The sequence below is a fragment of the Lactonifactor longoviformis DSM 17459 genome, assembly GCF_900129135.1.
Classification (GTDB): domain Bacteria; phylum Bacillota; class Clostridia; order Lachnospirales; family Lachnospiraceae; genus Lactonifactor; species Lactonifactor longoviformis.
Genome location: NZ_FQVI01000027.1, coordinates 42,671 through 61,226, shown reverse-complemented (window position 1 = coordinate 61,226; position 18,556 = coordinate 42,671). Strand labels below are relative to the sequence as shown.

18 protein-coding genes and 1 rRNA gene are annotated in these 18,556 nt (G+C 46.3%); all 19 read right to left on the bottom strand.

The features are described from left to right. Positions 1–137: ribosomal RNA gene (locus tag BUA56_RS18500) — 16S ribosomal RNA — on the bottom strand; the annotation flags it as partial. 498 nt (positions 138–635) lie between these two features. Then, positions 636–2,087: a sodium-dependent transporter gene (locus tag BUA56_RS18495; protein WP_072854262.1), complete on the bottom strand. Its 1,452-nt coding sequence runs from the start codon at positions 2,085–2,087 to the stop codon at positions 636–638. Positions 2,088–2,167: 80 nt separating this feature from the next. After that, positions 2,168–3,529 carry a DNA repair protein RadA gene (gene radA / locus BUA56_RS18490; RefSeq protein ID WP_072854261.1) on the bottom strand — a complete coding sequence of 454 codons (1,362 nt, stop codon included), beginning with the start codon at positions 3,527–3,529 and terminating at the stop codon, positions 2,168–2,170. A 56-nt stretch (positions 3,530–3,585) separates the two neighbouring features. Next, positions 3,586–3,999: an endosialidase gene (locus BUA56_RS18485; protein WP_072854260.1), complete on the bottom strand. Its 414-nt coding sequence runs from the start codon at positions 3,997–3,999 to the stop codon at positions 3,586–3,588. A gap of 98 nt (positions 4,000–4,097) precedes the next feature. Next, entirely contained in the window at positions 4,098–6,560 is a 2,463-nt protein-coding gene (locus BUA56_RS18480) for an ATP-dependent Clp protease ATP-binding subunit (RefSeq protein ID WP_072854259.1), read from the bottom strand. A gap of 14 nt (positions 6,561–6,574) precedes the next feature. Next, positions 6,575–6,946 (bottom strand): GntR family transcriptional regulator, encoded by a 372-nt coding sequence (locus BUA56_RS18475; RefSeq protein WP_072854258.1) that lies wholly within the window; start codon positions 6,944–6,946, stop codon positions 6,575–6,577. 149 nt (positions 6,947–7,095) lie between these two features. Further along, complete coding sequence (locus tag BUA56_RS18470) at positions 7,096–8,496, bottom strand: MATE family efflux transporter (protein WP_072854257.1); 1,401 nt, start codon at positions 8,494–8,496, stop codon at positions 7,096–7,098. Continuing rightward, positions 8,497–8,946 (bottom strand): MarR family winged helix-turn-helix transcriptional regulator, encoded by a 450-nt coding sequence (locus BUA56_RS18465; RefSeq protein ID WP_072854256.1) that lies wholly within the window; start codon positions 8,944–8,946, stop codon positions 8,497–8,499. Between the two features lie 177 nt (positions 8,947–9,123). Continuing rightward, entirely contained in the window at positions 9,124–10,362 is a 1,239-nt protein-coding gene (locus BUA56_RS18460; RefSeq protein WP_072854255.1) for a uroporphyrinogen decarboxylase family protein, read from the bottom strand. 192 nt (positions 10,363–10,554) lie between these two features. Then, entirely contained in the window at positions 10,555–11,076 is a 522-nt protein-coding gene (locus BUA56_RS18455) for an O-acetyl-ADP-ribose deacetylase (protein ID WP_072854254.1), read from the bottom strand. Then, positions 11,064–11,519: an MOSC domain-containing protein gene (locus BUA56_RS18450; protein WP_072854253.1), complete on the bottom strand. Its 456-nt coding sequence runs from the start codon at positions 11,517–11,519 to the stop codon at positions 11,064–11,066. Before BUA56_RS18450 ends, BUA56_RS18455 begins: the two co-directional genes overlap by 13 nt. An 11-nt stretch (positions 11,520–11,530) precedes the next feature. Next, a complete protein-coding gene (locus BUA56_RS18445; RefSeq protein WP_072854252.1) occupies positions 11,531–12,022 on the bottom strand; it encodes a MogA/MoaB family molybdenum cofactor biosynthesis protein in 492 nt (163 codons plus the stop codon). Positions 12,023–12,025: 3 nt separating this feature from the next. Then, complete coding sequence (gene moaA / locus BUA56_RS18440; RefSeq protein WP_072854251.1) at positions 12,026–13,000, bottom strand: GTP 3',8-cyclase MoaA; 975 nt, start codon at positions 12,998–13,000, stop codon at positions 12,026–12,028. 33 nt (positions 13,001–13,033) lie between these two features. Beyond that, complete coding sequence (moaC, locus tag BUA56_RS18435) at positions 13,034–13,507, bottom strand: cyclic pyranopterin monophosphate synthase MoaC (protein WP_103710999.1); 474 nt, start codon at positions 13,505–13,507, stop codon at positions 13,034–13,036. A gap of 12 nt (positions 13,508–13,519) precedes the next feature. After that, on the bottom strand, positions 13,520–14,539 hold the full coding sequence (locus tag BUA56_RS18430) for a molybdopterin-binding protein (protein ID WP_072854249.1): 1,020 nt from the start codon (positions 14,537–14,539) through the stop codon (positions 13,520–13,522). Positions 14,540–14,581: 42 nt separating this feature from the next. Then, complete coding sequence (locus BUA56_RS18425; RefSeq protein ID WP_072854248.1) at positions 14,582–15,613, bottom strand: sulfate/molybdate ABC transporter ATP-binding protein; 1,032 nt, start codon at positions 15,611–15,613, stop codon at positions 14,582–14,584. Between the two features lies 1 nt (position 15,614). After that, positions 15,615–16,313, bottom strand: a complete 699-nt coding sequence (gene modB / locus BUA56_RS18420) for a molybdate ABC transporter permease subunit (protein WP_072854247.1) — start codon at positions 16,311–16,313, stop codon at positions 15,615–15,617. 48 nt (positions 16,314–16,361) lie between these two features. Next, positions 16,362–17,234 carry a molybdate ABC transporter substrate-binding protein gene (gene modA, locus BUA56_RS18415; protein WP_072854246.1) on the bottom strand — a complete coding sequence of 291 codons (873 nt, stop codon included), beginning with the start codon at positions 17,232–17,234 and terminating at the stop codon, positions 16,362–16,364. Between the two features lie 160 nt (positions 17,235–17,394). Beyond that, positions 17,395–18,549 carry a M20 family metallopeptidase gene (locus BUA56_RS18410; RefSeq protein ID WP_084068099.1) on the bottom strand — a complete coding sequence of 385 codons (1,155 nt, stop codon included), beginning with the start codon at positions 18,547–18,549 and terminating at the stop codon, positions 17,395–17,397. Positions 18,550–18,556 lie beyond the last annotated feature (7 nt).

Below are 18,556 nucleotides of genomic sequence, written 5' to 3'. Positions count from 1 at the left end.
CGCGTTACTCACCCGTCCGCCACTCAGTCATATAGTTACTCATACCGAAATACTCGTCTCTATATGCTTCGTTCGACTTGCATGTGTTAAGCACGCCGCCAGCGTTCATCCTGAGCCAGGATCAAACTCTCTGATAAAGTGTTGAACTTTCGTTCAAGAGTTGTCCAAGTTCAAAATTAACTTTGGCTAATTTATCCCTTTTACTGTTTTTAAGGATTTTTACTCATCCCAAAAATGTTACTTTTTTAGAATTTTCAGGTTAATGTGTTTCACTGTTTAGTTATCAAAGTGCTTGTTGTTGTCGGCTGATTTCTTATCTCAGCAGCAACTCTTAAATATTACCACAGGCTGTTGCGTCTGTCAATAACTTTTTTTATTTCTTTTTATCAGTTATCTCCGTGTGACTCACAGCAACTTTTATATAATATCATAAGCAGTGCGCCTTGTCAACAACTTTTTTCTCTCTATTTCCTGTCTTGTCGACAGCTATATTAGAATACCACAAATATACAAAATATGTCAATAACTTTTTTATTTTTCTGTTGCAGGCCGAAAGACACAGAAAAAGTGGCGGCAGAAGCAAAGCGGGGCTATGAACAATCCTGTACCCACAGCCCCATTTTTCTGCATTCTCTTTAAGCTTTTTTCCTGACTCTTCTGAAACAGGTCACACAGATAAACAGCAGAAATGCAAACGCTACCGCCATCCATCCCCAGGAATGGAATTTATCCCAATATCCTTTCAAGTATATGATGACTACAATAACCGGAAGAATATAGGACATATAAAAGCGGATTTGTCTGGGCACCTTAATTCCTTCCCCCGCATTAGCTTCCTTCATAAAGTTGTCCCAGCCCCATCCATACTTATAAGTACAGAACATAAGATATACCATGGAACCCAGAGGCAGAAGATTATTAGACACCAGGAAATCTTCCAGATCCATAATGTTTGAACCTTCACCTAACGGCTGAATTCCAGACAGCACATTAAATCCTAATACACAAGGCATAGACAATAAAATAATCAGAATAATATTGATCCCTACTGCCTTTTTTCTGCTCCATCCCCAGAGATCCATAGCGAAGGAAATTATATTTTCAAATACAGCTATAATGGTAGACAGAGCCGCAAATGAAAGGAACAAGAAGAAAAAGGCTCCCCAGAGACTTCCTCCCGGCATTTTGTTAAATACATTGGGCAGGGCAATGAATACCAGGCTCGGACCGGCTCCCGGCTCCACACCAAAAGCAAAACAGGCCGGAATTACAATTAAACCAGCCATTAAAGCAACAAAGGTATCCAGCACCGTTATGCTGATAGCTTCTCCCATAAGTGAGCGGGATTTATTCAGATAGCTACCGAAGATAGCCATCGAACCGATTCCTATACTCAGCGTAAAGAATGCCTGAGACATAGCGGCAAATACCACATTTCCTATGCCCTGGGCCTTCATTTCCTTAAAATCAGGTACCAGATAAAAACGGACGCCCTCCCCTGCTCCATCTAAAAGGACCACCCGCACTGCCAATATAACCATGATACTCAGAAGGCAGATCATCATCACCTTGGTAATCCGTTCTACGCCTTTTTCCAGCCCCAGCAGACAGATTCCAAATGCTAAAAGTACAGCCAGTACCATCCAAAAAGTCATTGTAGGCGCTGACTCTACCATTTGGCCAAATCCTGCCTCTACTTCTTTTGCACTCACGTGTGTGAATTCTCCCCGAAGCATTCTGTAAAAATAGTACAGCATCCATCCGCCTACCATCGTGTAAAACATCATAAGCAGATAATTCCCGATAATGCCAAAGTACGCAAAGTTATGCCATCCGCTCCCCTCAGGCGCCAGTGTTTTGAAGGAGGAGGCCACACTTTTCTGACTGCCTCTTCCTACGGAGAACTCGCACACCATAATAGGAAGACCCAGAATGACTAAAAAAACAAGATAAATCAGGATAAAAGCAGCTCCTCCATAATTTCCTGTCATATACGGAAATTTCCAAACGTTGCCCAGCCCAACGGCACACCCCGCGGAAACCAGAATGAAGCCCAGCCTGGAACCAAATTTTTCTCTTTCTTTCAAATTTTTTCTCCTAACTATTTATATTCATAATTTCGATAATATCCTATTTTATCTCAGATTTCAACTGATTTTTATGCCTGTTATACATAATTCATGCTTTCCCGGATATTGGATACGCCTGCCAGATGTATCTTAAACTTTCCTTTCAGAGCCTCCAGATTCGTCTGGGGTAAAATGCAGGTAGTAAATCCCATCTTTTCCGCCTCCTTCACCCGCTGCTCCGCCATACTCACTCCCCGCACTTCACCGGAAAGTCCAACCTCGCCAAATATCAGGGTATTGGGATCCACTGCACGGTTTTTATAACTGGAAACAATGGAAAGCACAATTCCCAAATCAATAGCAGGCTCCCCCAGCTTCATCCCCCCGGCCAGATTCACATAGGCGTCACAGTTCCCTAGCTGGAGTCCGGCCCTCTTTTCCAGAACTGCCATTAAAAGATTTACTCTGTTGTAATCAATTCCTACCGAAGTTCGTCTGGGCAGTCCAAAATTTGTCTGCGTCACCAAAGCCTGGATCTCAATAAGTATGGGTCTTGTCCCTTCCACCGAACATACAACTACCGAACCGGAGGCATCCAGAGGCCGGCCGCTAAGCATTACCTGGGAAGGGTTTGTGACCTCCTCCAGTCCTTTATCCTGCATCTCAAAAACTCCTATTTCGTTGGTTGATCCAAAACGGTTCTTAACCCCCCGCAGCAGCCGGTAAGACGCATGCCGGTCCCCCTCAAAATAGAGAACTGTATCCACCATATGTTCCAGAACTCTGGGACCCGCAACATTCCCGTCTTTCGTCACATGGCCTACAATAAAAATCATGACCCCAAGTCCCTTCGCAAGCTGCATCAGGACGTTTGTGGATTCCCGCACCTGGGATACGCTTCCCGGAGCAGACGAGATCTCCTCGTCATACATGGTCTGAATGGAATCAATCATAACCACATCCGGACGCATCTCTTCGATGACAGCTTTAATGGTCCCCAGATTTGTCTCACACAACAATTTTAAATTCTCGTTAAATTCCCCGATCCGTTTCGCTCTCATCTTAATTTGTCTCAGAGACTCTTCCCCGGATATATACAGGACACTTCTTTGATCCTTTGACAGCTCCCGGCATACCTGTAAAAGAAGGGTTGATTTTCCAATCCCGGGATCTCCTCCCACAAGCACAAGCGAGCCTGGCACAATGCCCCCTCCCAGTACCCGGTCCAGCTCGCCGATGTGCGTAAGCATCCTCTCTTCCTTATCCATATCGATCCCTGACAGACTGACCGGTGCTTGTTTTTCCTTCCGCGCTCCATTCAGACTGCCGCTCTTCTGGGGACTGACCGTCTCCTCCACAAAGGAATTCCATTCCCGGCACCCGGGGCATTGACCCATCCATTTGGAAGATTCATATCCACAGTTTTGACAGTAAAACACTATTTTTTTTCCTTTTGCCATATCTCACTCCATAAAAAAGGCCGCCCAGCTTTGCCGGCAGCCTTTTGCTACTCTTTCTATAATTTTACAATAGAGACAGCTACACGTTCTGCCTGCTCTAATTCAACACTAAAGGATAACTTTCCACCCAGATTAGTTTTCATGGTTCCCGCGTCTACGCCGTCAATAGTAACTTTATATTCCGCGTCTTCTTCCAGTTCAACCGTAATCTGTGCATCTACAGCCCCTTCCACCGAGAAAGACATACCATCTTCTGTCAGATTTAAATCATACACTGCTGTTCCTGGTACTGATTCATAGACAAACATTTCATTTCTCTCTAGTTTTGTAATTTCACGAAAGGTTTTAACCTTGTACATATCTCCATCATGCTCATAATCTGATAATTTTGACTTCGAAGGTAACTCATAGTTTCCAAAACTGATAGTACCATTTTCCTCTGTACGAATTAATTCCTTTATTCCTGACATTTTTTATGCCCTCCCGTTACTGTCATTCATTTGTATCCTATAGCCGGATTCATACCGGTCTTTGTTTGATTCATTATATAATAATTTTGCAAATTATGCTAGTCATTTATAGGAGTTACTAAAAATTTAATATCTTCTTTTGACATGGAAATTGTAACCGTATCCCCGTTTTTAATTCTGCCTTCCAGAATCTCCTCAGCCATGGCATCCTCAATTTTACTCTGAATAGCCCTGCGCAGGGGACGAGCTCCATACTTGGGATCATACCCCTCTTTTGCTATATATTCCTTCACACTTTCTCTCACGCGGAGTGTAATGTCCATCTGATACTTACAGCGTTTGATCAGATTTGCAAGAAGGATGGTTACGATTTTCTTAATGTGCTCCTTATTCAGAGCATGGAACACAATCGTCTCATCAATACGATTCAGGAATTCAGGCTTAAACAGACGCTTTACTTCATCCATTACCCCATCCTTCATCCTCTGGTAATCCTGTTTTTCATCCTGAACCGAAGCAAATCCCAATTTCTTAGGTTCAATGATTGACTGGGCTCCGGCATTAGAGGTCATAATGATAATAGTCTGTTTAAAATCTATCTTTCTTCCCTGTGCATCTGTGATATGCCCATCGTCCAGAACCTGCAGAAGAATATTAAACACATCAGGGTGCGCCTTTTCCACCTCATCGAATAAAATTACACTGTATGGATTCCGTCTTACTTTCTCACTCAGCTGTCCTCCTTCGTCGTATCCCACATATCCCGGAGGGGATCCAATCATTTTGGATACACTGTGTTTCTCCATATACTCTGACATATCTACCCGGATCATAGCCTGTTCTGTACCGAACACTGCCTCAGCCAGGGCCTTGGAGAGCTCTGTTTTACCAACGCCGGTCGGTCCTAAAAACAGGAAGGAGCCGATGGGACGGTTTGGATCTTTTAATCCCACTCTTCCACGTTTTACAGCTTTGGCAACCGCCAGTACTGCCTCTTCCTGTCCGATGACTCTTTTATGGAGAATAGTTTCAAGCTTAGCCAGACGCTTTGATTCCGCCTCTGCCAGTTTTTTTACAGGTATCTTGGTCCAGCCGGATACAACATCCGCCACATCCTCTTCCTTTACTGTAAGCTTCTTCTGTCTGCAGCGGCGTTCATATCTTGCCTTTGCTGCCTCGAGCCTCTTCTCTGCCTCTTTCTGTTCTGCCTGGAGTTCTCTGGCAGTATCAAAATCGTTCCCCTTGATGGCTGCCTCTTTTCGCTTGAGAATATCCTGAAGGGCTTTCTCTCCCTGCACCACTCCCTCCGGTGCTTTATATCCTGCCAGCTGTACTTTAGACGCTGCCTCATCAATTAAATCAATGGCCTTATCCGGGAGGAAACGGTCATTAATATACCGGATACTCATAGCTACCGCGGCTTCTACGGCCTGATCTTCAATCTCCACTCCGTGATGCTGTTCGTAATAAGGCTTGAGTCCCTTTAGAATGGCAACGGCTTCTTCACTGGTTGGTTCATCTACCGTTACCGGCTGGAATCTGCGCTCCAAAGCCGCATCCTTTTCAATATATTTTCTGTATTCATCTATGGTAGTAGCGCCGATCAGCTGGATCTCTCCTCTGGAAAGAGAGGGCTTCAGAATATTTGACGCATCCAGCGCTCCTTCAGCGCCCCCGGCTCCGATAATTGTATGAAGTTCATCAATAAACAGTAAGATACCTTTATTCTCCATAACTTCACTGACTACTTTTTTAATACGCTCCTCAAATTCTCCCCGGTACTTAGATCCGGCCACCATGCCTGAGAGATCAAGGACAACCACTCTTTTGCCCAGCATGGATTCCGGTACCAGCCCCCAGACAATCCTTTGGGCCAGACCCTCCGCTATAGCGGTTTTCCCCACACCAGGTTCCCCAATCAGACAGGGATTATTTTTCGTTCTTCTGCTCAGAATCTGAATAATTCGGCTGATCTCCTGCTCCCTGCCAATCACCGGGTCCAGTTTTCCCTGACGGGCCATTTCTGTGAGATCCCTGCTGTATTGATCCAGGGTGGGTGTTGCACTGCCGGCAGATGATTTGATCGTCTTTCCGCCCTGCAGATCTTCCTTCTTCAGAGTCCCTTCTTCCCCCATGGCGACCAGGATATCAGAATATAATTTCTGGATATTAATTCCCATGGTATGAAGAAGGCGGGTCCCTACACAGTCATATTCTTTTAACATAGCCAGAAGGAGATGTTCAGTTCCTACCTGGTCACTGTGGTAATTGGCTGCTTCCCTCTGTCCGCCCTCCAATATCTTTTCAAGTCTTGGCGTATATCCCGGAGGTGTATCCAACAGGATATCCGAGGGAGGGGCTATCAGCTTCTCAATTAATGCCATTACTTTTCCGTCGTCGGCACCGGCTTCGGCCAGAACCATACCCGCGGTTCCGCTGTGACTCTTTAAAAGTCCTAATAAAAGATGTTCCGTTCCTATATAGTTATGATTGCAGTCCTTAGCTGTTTTTTCTGCAAGTTTTAAGGCATTCTTCGCCTGTTGAGTATATCGTTCTTTCATCTATGCCTCCTGCTCTATACTTGATATTCTTGAAAAATCTGATCAATCAGTTCATGTACTTCCTGTCTAGAGATATTTTTGCAACACCCCTTTGCCAAGACAACCATTAATTCATCTTTCATCTCCTGAAGAGCCTGACGTTTATCAGCTTCTATGGAAACAACCGCGCCTCTCCTTCTGTCAATTGAGACAAAGCCTTCCTGTTTCAGCACAGCATAGGCTTTATTTACTGTATGCATATTAATTCCTATATTTTCCGCTAACTGACGAACAGAGGGAAGAGCCTCTCCTTCCTGTATTCTGGAAGTGGCAATCCCCAAAATGATCTGATTCCTCAATTGAATATATATGGCTTCATCACTGTTAAAATCAATTTGTATCAGCATATGCTCACCTGTCTTTCCTTTATCCCTGATTCCTGATGACGAAAGAAATTTGCGTCATGTTGTTATATATAGTGTAGCACAAATAGAATATTTTGCAAGAAAATAATTATAAATACATGATGAAAATACTGCCATAAAAAAAGAAGCGCCTACAGCGCTTCTCCTGCGAGAGTTTGATTTTGCTTTTGGGTCAGTTCTTTTAGCTCCCTGACCAAAAACACACCGCAGACAATTGCAGCCGCAGCATCCGCGATAGGACCTGCATACATGACCCCGTCAATTCCCATAAAGAGCGGGAAAATAATTATAAGGGGGAGCAGGAATATAATCTGCCTGGTAAGTGACATAAAAATCCCCAGTCTGGATTTGCCGATGGAGGTAAAAAAATTAGAGGTCACCGGCTGAATCCCGTTCACAATCACCAGGAACATAAAGATTCTGAAGTACCGCTCTGAAAATGTGTAGTACATCTCGCTCCCTTCACCAAAAATTGAGATAATTTGTCTGGGAAATATCTGGAAGCACAGAAATGCCAGGAAAGACAGCACTGTAGCTGTACAAACAGCCTGCAGGTACGTTTTCTTCACCCGGCCGTATTTTCTGGCTCCGTAATTAAAGCCTACAATCGGCTGTGTCCCCTGGGAAATCCCAATGATAATAGCCATAAATACCATATTTACCTTAGTAATAATGCCTGCACAGGCTAAAGGAATCTCGCCCCCGTACACTGACTGGGCCCCATAGTAAGATAGTGTATTATTCATAACTATCTGCACAATGGTCATTGCAATCTGATTAAAGCACGCGCTGGCACCCAAAGCAAATATGTGCCTGCAGCAGAATTGGCTCAGGTGAAAGCTCTCTCTGGTCAGTTTCACATGCCTGAAGTGAAATACATAGCGAAGACTGATACAGAAGGAAATAATCTGTCCGATAATGGTTGCCAGTGCAGCTCCCGCCATTCCCATATCCAGTCCAAAGATAAAGATTGGATCCAGAATCGTATTGATAACCGCTCCCACAAGCATAGACATCATAGAATATTTGGGACTTCCATCAGCCAGTATCAGTTTGCTGATGGCGGTATTGGCAATTAGAAACGGGAATCCGATAGAAGTTATCCTGGTATAGGTCTGGGCATAGGGGAGCACATCGCTGGTAGCCCCAAAAAATTTCAGCATCGGTGTCAGGAATATAGTTACCAGTACAAATAATGTAAGTCCAAAAATCGCCATTAGAACCATGGCATTTCCTGCCGACCGGGCAGCACGCTTCTCTTCCTCAGCTCCCAGCTCCAGAGAAAAGTTAGATGCCCCGCCAATACCCAGGAGCAGGGCAATGGCTGTACATGTAGTAGACAAAGGGAATGCAATGTTGGTGGCAGCGTTTCCCAGCATTCCCACACCCTGGCCGATAAAGATCTGATCCACAATATTATACAGCGCCGTCACCAGCATAGAGATAATACAAGGAACAGCAAAATTAATAAGCAGTTTAGACTCCTTCTGATAGCCCAAAGGATTATCTGCTTCCTGCGTCACTGATTTCATCTACATCTCCTCCAATCGTTCTTTTTCATCCTGATTCATCTGAAATGCCTTTTCCGCCGTTTTTCGCAGAAGAGCCGGCAGGACTTCCTTCTCTCCGTTCGTAAGCGGTGCCAGAACCTCCTCCACACATTCCATAAGGATGGACAAAATCTCCTCATAACTGTCCACGGCCTTTTCCGTGGGGAAAAGATAATAGGTTCTCTTATCCTCCCTGCTGGGTTTTCTCTCGATATATCCTTTCCCCTCCAGCTGGGCCAATGCCCTTGTGATGTTGCTGGGATTTCTGTATACATTCTGAAACACACAATCCTGTGTCATGCCCGGTGATTCACATATTTTTAAAATGTAAAAGAACTGGCTGCTGTTGATCTCAAATTTTGCCATTTTTTTATCCAGGTAACCGCTCAGGCTTAAATTTAAAATAGCAGACCATTTCACAAATTCTCTCATACGCAGCTCCTTGTCAGTTTCTGTAAATAATATATTTGCGTGCGCAAACATCATAAAACATATTGGCGTAAATGTCAAGGGACAGGGCGGATCGATTTTGGGACGTGTTCCTTTTAAAAGGAACACGTCCCAAAATCGATCCGCCCTGTCCCTAATTATAGTTTCAGGACTCGTTTATTAATATTTTCCCAATTCTCTGGTTGTATTCACCCATGCCTCCATATTTTCTTTGTTGGCTTCATCTAAAACGATGGAGCAATCCATGATAAAGCCGCCTCCAGGTGCACAGATATCAAGCAGTTTCTTTGTTTCTTCTATCACCCGTTCTTTCTTTCCATAGGCCAGCAGCGCATTGGGCAGATTACCGCAGATGCAGGCGGTTTGTCCTACGATTCTCTTCGCCTCTGCTATATCTACCTCTTCGAACATATAGATAACTTTTCCTTTTGGCACGTCGCTTATAATATCCAGTCTGCGATTATATTTGCCCTCGCAGAACACATATGGGGTGACTCCTATGTCTATGAGCGCCATCATCAGTGCCTTTAATCCCGGCCAGTAGAATTTTTTGTAATTGTCCGGGCTCATAAATTCGTCGATGCCGCCGTGAAGGGGGATAAACATGTATTCCAGGTTATTCGCCTTTGCTGTGTTTACTGCATTTTGAATACAGATTGGCGTCATATATTCCACTGCAGCCAGCAATTCGTCCGGATAATCATAGACATCATTAATTGTATTCAGGAAGCCTCTGATATTGTCTCCAAACATATCAAACGGACAAGTCTGAGCCCCGGCCGCTCCCAGAGGGAACCCAAGTTTTGCAATCTCTCCGCTAATATAACCAAGTCCTCCCAGCCACCTGGCTGCTGCCTCGCCCCCCCGTTTTAACGTTTCCAGGGCTGTCTGCACCTCCGGATCTGCAAAATTTGATAATTCTATATAAAGAGAATATTCGACGGGATTGTTGAATCTCAGCTTAGACAGTCCCTTTAGTCCATCAAACTTTCTGGGGTATACCTTAGTTAGGAAAAAATGAGTAGGATCGTGTAAAAATTCTTTGTACTCCTCGTCCATCAAATAGCATTTATCGTGTATCTGAAAAGATGCATTCAGTGGGAGTCCGCTGTTGGGACCGGGGCATTTTAAGTATGTACTCTGCATCAATTCCGGGGGATCCGCCGGGTACAGAACCGGCGCCCAGGCAAGATCCGGTGAGAAATCTTCCAGAAAGCCTTTTACCCCCGGCCAGATGTTCCGGATATCTTTCATGGCATCATAGATAGAGATGTCGTAGCCTCTGGCATAGTAATTCCCAATCTTTGGAGCAAAGGGTACACGGTCAGGTTCCTCCAGATTCAGCACCTTTTTAATGCGCTCCTCTCTCTGCGCCAGTGTAGATTCATAACTGCCCATAATATTCCTCCTTTGAACGTGAAAGAAACCTCCCTTTTCCGCAGCGGGACAAGTTCCTCTCCTCCCTAAAAGAAAAAGGCGGAACCACTAAAGTTCCGCCATCCGCAAGTTTCTATATCTTTATAGTATAATACTGAAACTGTTTTGTCAAATAAATTCTTTACTCATTTTTTTCCTATAATTCTTTGAATTTTATTGTTCTATCTGTCTTTTTATCTCTTCATAAATACCCAAATCTCTGGAGCTAAAACAGACAAAAATCACCTGTTTCATACCGCAGCCCGGATGCGTCTTAAGAAATTCAGTTACCGCAGAAAAAGCAATCACTGCCGCCTCCCTTATGGGATACCCATAGATTCCTGTGGAAATGGCAGGAAACGCTATGCTCTGACAGCCGGCCTCCACCGCTCTCTGCATGGAATTAATATAGCATTTTTTTAAGATCACAGCCTCATTGCTTTTCCCGTCCCGATATATAGGTCCCGGTGTATGGATTACATGTGCAGCCGGAAGCTTATATCCCCCGGTGATCTTTGCCTCCCCCGCTGCACACCCGTTAAGCTTCCTGCACTCTTCCAGAAGGCCGGGACCCGCTTTTCTGTGTATGGCTCCGTCCACCCCGCCGCCGCCCAGCAGGCTCGTATTCGCAGCATTGACAATAGCGTCCACCTTCAGCTCAGTGATGTCCCCCAGCACAATCTCTATTTGTCCCAAACGTTTCCCACCTCCTTGACAATATGCATCTCATCCCCCTGGGAAATCCTGCCGCCGTGAATCACCCTGGTAAATACCCCTTCTCTGGGCATAATACAGTCGCCCATAATCTTATAAATCTCACAGCCGCTGTGGCATTCCTTACCAATCTGCGTAAGCTCCAGAACCACATCATTGCATTGAAATCTTGTGCCTACCGGCAGATTTTTGAAGTCGAATCCCTCTACAATCAGATTCTCCCCAAATGCTCCGTCCTCTACCGGAGCTCCTTTTCCTTTAAACTCCTCGATCTTCTCATAAGACAAAAGGCTCACCTGCCGGTGCCACTTCCCCGCATGTGCATCGTTCTCAATCCCATAATCTTCCAGTACGTTTACAGTATGTACATTATGTTTCTGCGTCCCTTTTTTCTCACTGATATTCGTTGCCATTACTCTTCCCATCATACCCCTCCTCATCTTCGGGCACAATTGGAGGCTTCTCCTGCAAGAACCTCCAACCCGTGTTCCAGCTCCGATATAATATATTCCAGGCATTCTCTCACTGCCTTGGGACTGCCGGGAAGATTTATAATCAGCGTATTCCTGCGTATCCCTGCAGCCTGCCTGCTCAGCATTGCCCGTTTGGTAAACTGCAGACTGTAAAATCTCATTGCTTCCGGAATCCCGGGCACTTCACGCTCTATTACCGCCTTTGTAGCTTCAGGCATACAGTCCCTGGGGGAGAATCCTGTTCCTCCTGTCGTCAGTATCAGATCCGCGATTCCTTCGTCCGAAAGATAGGCCAGCTCCTGGCTGAGGCGCTCCTGTTCGTCCGGCAGAAGCACGGTGTGAACAATACGATATCCATTTTGTTCGGCAATTTCCCTTATCACTTTTCCGCTTGTATCTTCCCGTGTCCCCTCATACCCAGAGTCACTGGCTACTACAATCGCAACTCGTTTCATACTCTATCCTCCTATCTGGCACATCATGCGGCCATCCTCCTCCTGTATCTCAGGATCAGCAAAATGGTGTTCCCTGGGCTTCTCCAGGATGGCTTTCGCTATCTCCTCCTGCAACGTTTCTTCCGCAGCCCCTTCCCTCAATAATCTCCTGAGATCCCTTCCCGTATCATATTGAAGACAGGTTTTTAAAAATCCCTGGGAGGTAAGGCGTATGCGGTTGCACTCACTGCAGAACTTGTGGCTGACTGCACTGATAAATCCTATGCTGCCTCTGAATTTCTCCGGCTTATAATAGCAGGCAGGCCCATTTCCCAGGGGTTCGCATACCGGGTGCATGGTTCCGTATACCTCTGTCAGTTGGTTCATAATCTCATCCTGTGTCAGACATCTGTACTGTTTCCCATAGCCGATAGGCATCATCTCAATAAATCTCACATGAATACAGTTCTCCCTGGCCAAATCAGCCACTTTCAGAATCTCCTGGCCGGGGATCCCCATAGGGACACAATTCACTTTAAGAGATAACTCCGGATATTTCAGGGCTTCCTCAAGTCCCACCATCACCTGTCCGAATACATCTTTTCTCGTTATCTCCCGAAACACACCAGGCGAAAGGGTATCCAGACTGACGTTCACACCTGATATCCCTGCCTGCACCAAGGGTCCTATGGCCTCTTTTAAAAGTACGCCGTTGCTGGTAAGGGTTATCTTTTCCAACCCTTTGATCTGCTTCAGCTGTTTTACCAGGTCTTTCAGGTCTTTTCTGACCAGAGGTTCCCCCCCGGTAAGCTTTACCTTTGTAAATCCCATCCTGGCCAGAATACGGCAGATTTTCTCAATCTCTTCATAACTCAGGACATCTCTGTGATCTGCCAGTGCCACCCCCTCCTCAGGCATACAGTAGATGCATCTGAGATTGCAGCGATCTGTCACAGAGATACGGATATAATCTATATTTCTTCCATAACTGTCAATCATACTGTTACTCCATTCTCTGCTGAAGCATTCACATCAGTATTCAAAATCTCCGGATTTGCCGCCTTTTTTCTCTACCAGGTGGATCTCCGTCAGTTTCATACGTTTATCTATGGCTTTGCACATATCATAGATCGTCAGAAGAGCAACGGTAACTCCGGTCAGGGCTTCCATCTCCACCCCGGTCTTTCCCTCTGCCTTCACGGTACAGACTGCCTTTACAGAGGAATTCTCTTCCTCTGCCTGAAAGTCTACCTGCGCCTTTTGGATGAGAAGCGTATGGCACATAGGAATCAGACCGGCTGTCTGCTTAACAGCCATAATCCCTGCGACTCTGGCTACGCCCAGCACATCCCCTTTTTTGGAAGTCCCCTGCAAAATTGCCTGTATTACTTCCGGGCTTGCATATATAGTCCCCTCAGCAACAGCGGTTCTGCTGGTTATTTCCTTATCCCCCACGTCCACCATAACGGCATTTCCGGAGGCGTCAAAATGTGTTAATTTTTCCATGCCATCCATCCTCTACTTTCCGAATCCACAGTTAGGAAAGGTGCAGACTTCGCAGGACAGACAAAGTCCTCCTTCCCCCATAGAAGCAAATTCTCCGGCAGTCATCCTGTCATCAGCCATGATTCTGGGCAGCGCCAAATCAAAAACCGTTCTTTTCGCATACATCACACAGCCGGGCAGACCTACAATTGGAATTCTGTCCTCATAATAGGCAAGAAGAAACATAGCACCCGGGAGCACCGGTGCCCCATAGGTGACGATTCTGGCCCCTGTATTCTTAATCGCCAGCGGTGTCTGATCGTCCGGATCCACACTCATTCCCCCCGTGCAGAGAATAAAGTCAGCCCCTCTGTCTATCTGTCTCAGGATTTCTTTCGTAGTCTCCTCCGGATTATCGTCCAAAATCTTCTGTTCCACAATCTCTGTGTGATATTCCTCCAGCTTCTGACAGACTACAGGGGTAAAAGTATCCGTAATCCGCCCGTGAAAGATTTCGCTGCCGGTAGCCAATATGGCAGCCTTTTTCTTCTTAAAAGGCAGAATCCGGAACAAAGGTTCCTCTCCGCCTGCTTCCTTTGCGGCATCCATCTTTTCCTTCTGAATCACCAGCGGGATCACACGCATCCCCGCCAGTTTATCTCCTTTATGTACCACAGTATTGCCATGTCTGGCAGCAATTGCAATTTCCCCCAGGCCATTGATCCTGTTTAATTTTCTGCTGTCTATCTTCAATAGTCCTTCTGTCTCTGCAATGAGTTCGATCTTTCCCTCTTTGGGTGCCGTTGCTTTCATATAAGGGCCCTGGCAGATGCCTCTGAGAATCTCAGCCGCCTCATCTTCATGAAGCATGCCCTCTGTTTTTTCCCATACAAAGAGGTTTTCTTTCCCCACAGAAAGCAGGACCGGGATATCCTCCCTGGTAACTACATGCCCTTTCCGAAACACAGCATCCTTAGTGACTCCTTTTATAATCTGCGTAATGTCATGGCAAAGCACATGACCTACGGCATCTTCCGTTCGTATTCTCTTCATGGTATCCTCCCTGTCTCTCTGAACTTTACTTTATTATTCTATCTATTTTAACAGCATCAGCTCCTCTTTGGGAAGGGAAATATACGGGGAAGGCCGTATTCCGTCCTTTTTGGCCATCAGCCACCAAATACACTCTCCACCCTCTGTATTTCTCACAATATAATGATATTCAAAGGGAGCATCCACACAGTCGCAGACTTCTATCTCCATACAGTTCTCTTTGGTTCTCTGCTGTAAGGGTTCTATATAATGCCCTCTGATGCCCACATATCTTATGTCTTCTGTTACCGGCTTTTCGGTAACCAGATGCATCTTCCAGTCACTGGCATAAATCTCGTAGTCCCCTCTTCTTTCTGCTCTGGATATATTCTTGCATCCCGTAAGCCTGGCAGCCTCCACATACCCCGGATTCAAAAAAATCTCTTTTGTATCTCCGGTGAGCAGCGATTTGCCCTGATGAATAATCGTCAGCTCCCTGGAAAATTTATATAATTCATCCCTGCTGTGAGAAACCACAAGGACCTCCCCGGGAAACCGCTTTAGAATCTCCTGCACCTCGTGCTGAAGAACATCTTTTAAGTAGCCGTCCAGTGCGGAAAATGGCTCATCCAGCATAATCATTCTGGGATTAGTAATCAGCATCCTGGCCAGAGCTGCCCTCTGCTGCTGCCCCCCTGACAGCTGGGCGGGAAGCTGTTTTTCCAGGCCCTCCAGATGGAATGTCTGAATCTGCTCTCTCACCCTCCTCTTTTTCTCCTCTTTTTTTCCCTTCAGCACACATTCCAGATTCTCTTCCACTGACATTGTTGGAAATAAAGCATAATTCTGGAACAGATAACCGATATTCCTCTCCTGAGGACTGAGATTTATTTTCTTTTCGGAGTCAAAAAAGACTTTTCCGTCCAGAGCAATCCTTCCCTCATCCGGTGACACAATTCCCGCAATGCACTTCAATGTCATACTTTTTCCGCATCCTGATGCTCCAAGTATTCCCATGCAGCTGTGGTCGCACGCGAATTCCACGTCCAGGCAGAAGCCCGGAAACTGTCTCTTAATCCTAACCTCTAGCGCCATATTATATCCACCTGTTTACATTTTTTATCTTTTTCCCCGAGATCCCGTTAATGAATGCCACGATCAGAAATGAAATAATCACAATCACGCACACCCAGAAAGCCGCGGTATCCCAGTTACCTGACGCCACCTCCGAGGCAATGGCTACGGATACTGTCCGAGTCTTGCCAAGGATATTGCCGGCCAGCATGGAGGTCGCCCCGTACTCCCCAATAGCCCTTGCAAATGCAAGCACAGTTCCGGAAGCAAGTCCCGGACCGGCTACAGGTACGACTACTTTCCAGAAAATCCTCCGCTCCGTCATTCCCAGGGTTCTCCCTGCATATATAATGTTCACATCTACCTGTTCAAAGGCGGCTCTGGCATTGCGGTACATCAATGGAAATGCAATCACGAAAGCCGCAATGACGCAGCCCGGCCAGGTCTGTACCATCTTGATATCAAATTCAGTCAGAAGGAATTTGCCAAAAGGCCTCCTCAGGCTGAAGATTAACAGCAGAAAAAAACCTGCAACCGTAGGCGGAAGCACCAGGGGCAGTGTGAGAATACCGTCCAGTACGGCCTTCGCTGTATTATTTAATTTCATTATTCCCCTGGCGGCTCCAATGCCCAGAAAAAAAGCTAAGATTGTCGCCACTGCACCCGTTTTCAGGGATATAAAAAGAGGGCTCCAATCTATTGTCTCCAGTATTGAAAGCATAGATTCACCCCCTTTATTTTCTGCGTACTTCCCGTATGGTAACGTATACTATTCAGAATATGGTGTAAATCCAGCACTCTGGAAACTGGACATAACAGTTCCGTCCGTGGTCAGATAATCCAGGAACTCTTTTGCAGCAGCCTTCTCATCCTCATCTGCCTGCTCATCCTTTACCAGGCCAATGGGATAAACCGCCGGGTCCACCTGATCCGCCCCTGCCTCACAAATAATTTCCACATCGTCCGGCATAGACGCGGCATCGGTTTTATATACTACACCTACTTCATTGCTGCCCTCGGCTACTGCTGTAAGAACTGCCGTCACATTCGCACCCTCATTGATCTCCATAGCCATCACCTGATCCAGATTACCCAGATTAGTAAACAGTTCACGGGCATACTGGCCTACCGGTACATCCTCCCCAGCCAGTGCCAGACTGGATGCTTCCGTGACCGTATCAAATCCCGTCACTTTTGTCTCTCCTCCCGCAGGCTTGATAAGGACGAGCTTATTTTCCAAAAAGTTCTTCGCGCTTCCCTCTTCAATCAGGCCTTCCTCATGCAGCGCATCCATTTGCTTAGTTGCCGCCGAGAAAAAGATATCACACTGCGCTCCCTCTTCAATTTGCTTTTGCAAGGTGCCGGAACTGTCAGCATTATAGATAATATTTATATTTTCATGCTCCTTTTCATACGCAGTCTTGATCTCTTCCATCGTGTTTTTCAGACTGGCTGCTATAAAAACATAGATATCCGTGGGTTCAGACTTTGCCTCTTCTGCTTTCTCTTCCTCTTCTGCTGGCGCCGCCTCCTTCTGTGTTTCCTTCGTCCGGGGCTCCTCCTGCTTATTATCCCCGCATCCTGACAGCACCCAAGCCCCCACAGCTACCGTTAGAATTGTTGCTAATACCTTCCTTTTCATCCTAAAACCTCCCAATTTTCTTTTCTCTATCTTAATCCTTTTTAGACCGAGTGTCAAATAAAAATAACTCGCTTTCACAATTTCATTGCAAAAGGCACAGAAATCATTCTCTCTAAAATGATCTCTGTGCCTCACAGTTCTGTAAACCGTATACTATCAGCTATAATAATATTTTTTCAGCCAGTGCTTTCAATACGCCCTCACACCTTAACAGATCCGCACAAGGAACATATTCATCCGGCTTGTGAGCCATCTCCAGGCTGCCCGGACCATAAGACATACAATTGGGGCATCCTGTCATCCCTGCAATCACTGCAGTATCTGTATATCCGGGGAAGGCAGTCACCTTGGCAGAAGCTCCTGTCTTTTCGCTGCACACTTCCCGCAAAGTCTTGAGAAGTACCGATTGTTCCTCCATCTCAATATACGGACGATCCCCGGTGACCTTATACGACACTCTTACCCCCGGTACCTCTTTTTCGGCCCTTTCCATAGCTTTTTCTGCCATAGATACCGCCGCTTTCCGGTCAATGGGAGGTGCCAGCCGCATATCCACCCACATGCGGCATCGATCCGGCACTACATAAGGACGGTACCCTCCCTGAATCTGGCCGAACGTTACTGTGCTGGGTCCCAGATACCCGTGTACGGGGCAGGCACTGACCTGCTTCCTGAGAGATGCTGTAACTTCTGCCATGGCCGCCACAGCATCCGCTCCCTTCCAGGGGGTACTGGCATGGGCCGTGATTCCCTCCGCCACAATCTCCAGCCACAGTCTTCCCTTGTGGGCAGCCTGTATCTCTCCATTGGTAGGCTCCGTGTCCAGTACCCAGCTCTCACGATCAACCCACCCGGCTTCCACAGCGGCTTCCGCCCCTTTCATATTCTCCTCTTCATCCACAGTAAAAATAAGGGCAAAGGGATGCCTGAGCGCTGCCTGTTTATCGGCTATGTACTTAAATGCAGAGATCGCACAGGCCATGCCGCCCTTCATATCGCAGGCTCCCCTCCCATAGATCCGATCATTTTGCAGTTCTCCGCCTAAGGGATCTGCCGTCCATCCGTCACCGATAACTACGGTATCCATATGACAGATATATACCAGTTGCGGGGTATTCTCCTGCCCCGGCAGACGCATCCTGAGATTATACCTGCCCGGAAAAACCTCCATCGCAGTTACTTCTGCCCCAGTATCTCTGAGAAGCCATGTGATATATTCCCCGATTTTACCTTCCTGTTCTCCGGGATTGGTGCTGTCTATTTTCACCAGCTCCCGGGTAAGCTCCGCCACATTCATGCGATCCTTGTGTTTCATAATATAA

Bases quoted from the DNA above. Each gene is read 5' to 3' on its own strand.
- radA (WP_072854261.1), bottom strand. From the start codon at position 3,529: ATGGCAAAAGGAAAAAAAATAGTGTTTTACTGTCAAAACTGTGGATAT.
- BUA56_RS18485 (WP_072854260.1), bottom strand. From the start codon at position 3,999: ATGTCAGGAATAAAGGAATTAATTCGTACAGAGGAAAATGGTACTATC.
- BUA56_RS18480 (WP_072854259.1), bottom strand. From the start codon at position 6,560: ATGAAAGAACGATATACTCAACAGGCGAAGAATGCCTTAAAACTTGCA.
- BUA56_RS18475 (WP_072854258.1), bottom strand. From the start codon at position 6,946: ATGCTGATACAAATTGATTTTAACAGTGATGAAGCCATATATATTCAA.
- BUA56_RS18470 (WP_072854257.1), bottom strand. From the start codon at position 8,496: ATGAAATCAGTGACGCAGGAAGCAGATAATCCTTTGGGCTATCAGAAG.
- BUA56_RS18465 (WP_072854256.1), bottom strand. From the start codon at position 8,946: ATGAGAGAATTTGTGAAATGGTCTGCTATTTTAAATTTAAGCCTGAGC.
- BUA56_RS18460 (WP_072854255.1), bottom strand. From the start codon at position 10,362: ATGGGCAGTTATGAATCTACACTGGCGCAGAGAGAGGAGCGCATTAAA.
- BUA56_RS18450 (WP_072854253.1), bottom strand. From the start codon at position 11,519: ATGGGAAGAGTAATGGCAACGAATATCAGTGAGAAAAAAGGGACGCAG.
- BUA56_RS18445 (WP_072854252.1), bottom strand. From the start codon at position 12,022: ATGAAACGAGTTGCGATTGTAGTAGCCAGTGACTCTGGGTATGAGGGG.
- moaA (WP_072854251.1), bottom strand. From the start codon at position 13,000: ATGATTGACAGTTATGGAAGAAATATAGATTATATCCGTATCTCTGTG.
- moaC (WP_103710999.1), bottom strand. From the start codon at position 13,507: ATGGAAAAATTAACACATTTTGACGCCTCCGGAAATGCCGTTATGGTG.
- BUA56_RS18430 (WP_072854249.1), bottom strand. From the start codon at position 14,539: ATGAAGAGAATACGAACGGAAGATGCCGTAGGTCATGTGCTTTGCCAT.
- BUA56_RS18425 (WP_072854248.1), bottom strand. From the start codon at position 15,613: ATGGCGCTAGAGGTTAGGATTAAGAGACAGTTTCCGGGCTTCTGCCTG.
- modB (WP_072854247.1), bottom strand. From the start codon at position 16,313: ATGCTTTCAATACTGGAGACAATAGATTGGAGCCCTCTTTTTATATCC.
- modA (WP_072854246.1), bottom strand. From the start codon at position 17,234: ATGAAAAGGAAGGTATTAGCAACAATTCTAACGGTAGCTGTGGGGGCT.
- BUA56_RS18410 (WP_084068099.1), bottom strand. From the start codon at position 18,549: ATGAAACACAAGGATCGCATGAATGTGGCGGAGCTTACCCGGGAGCTG.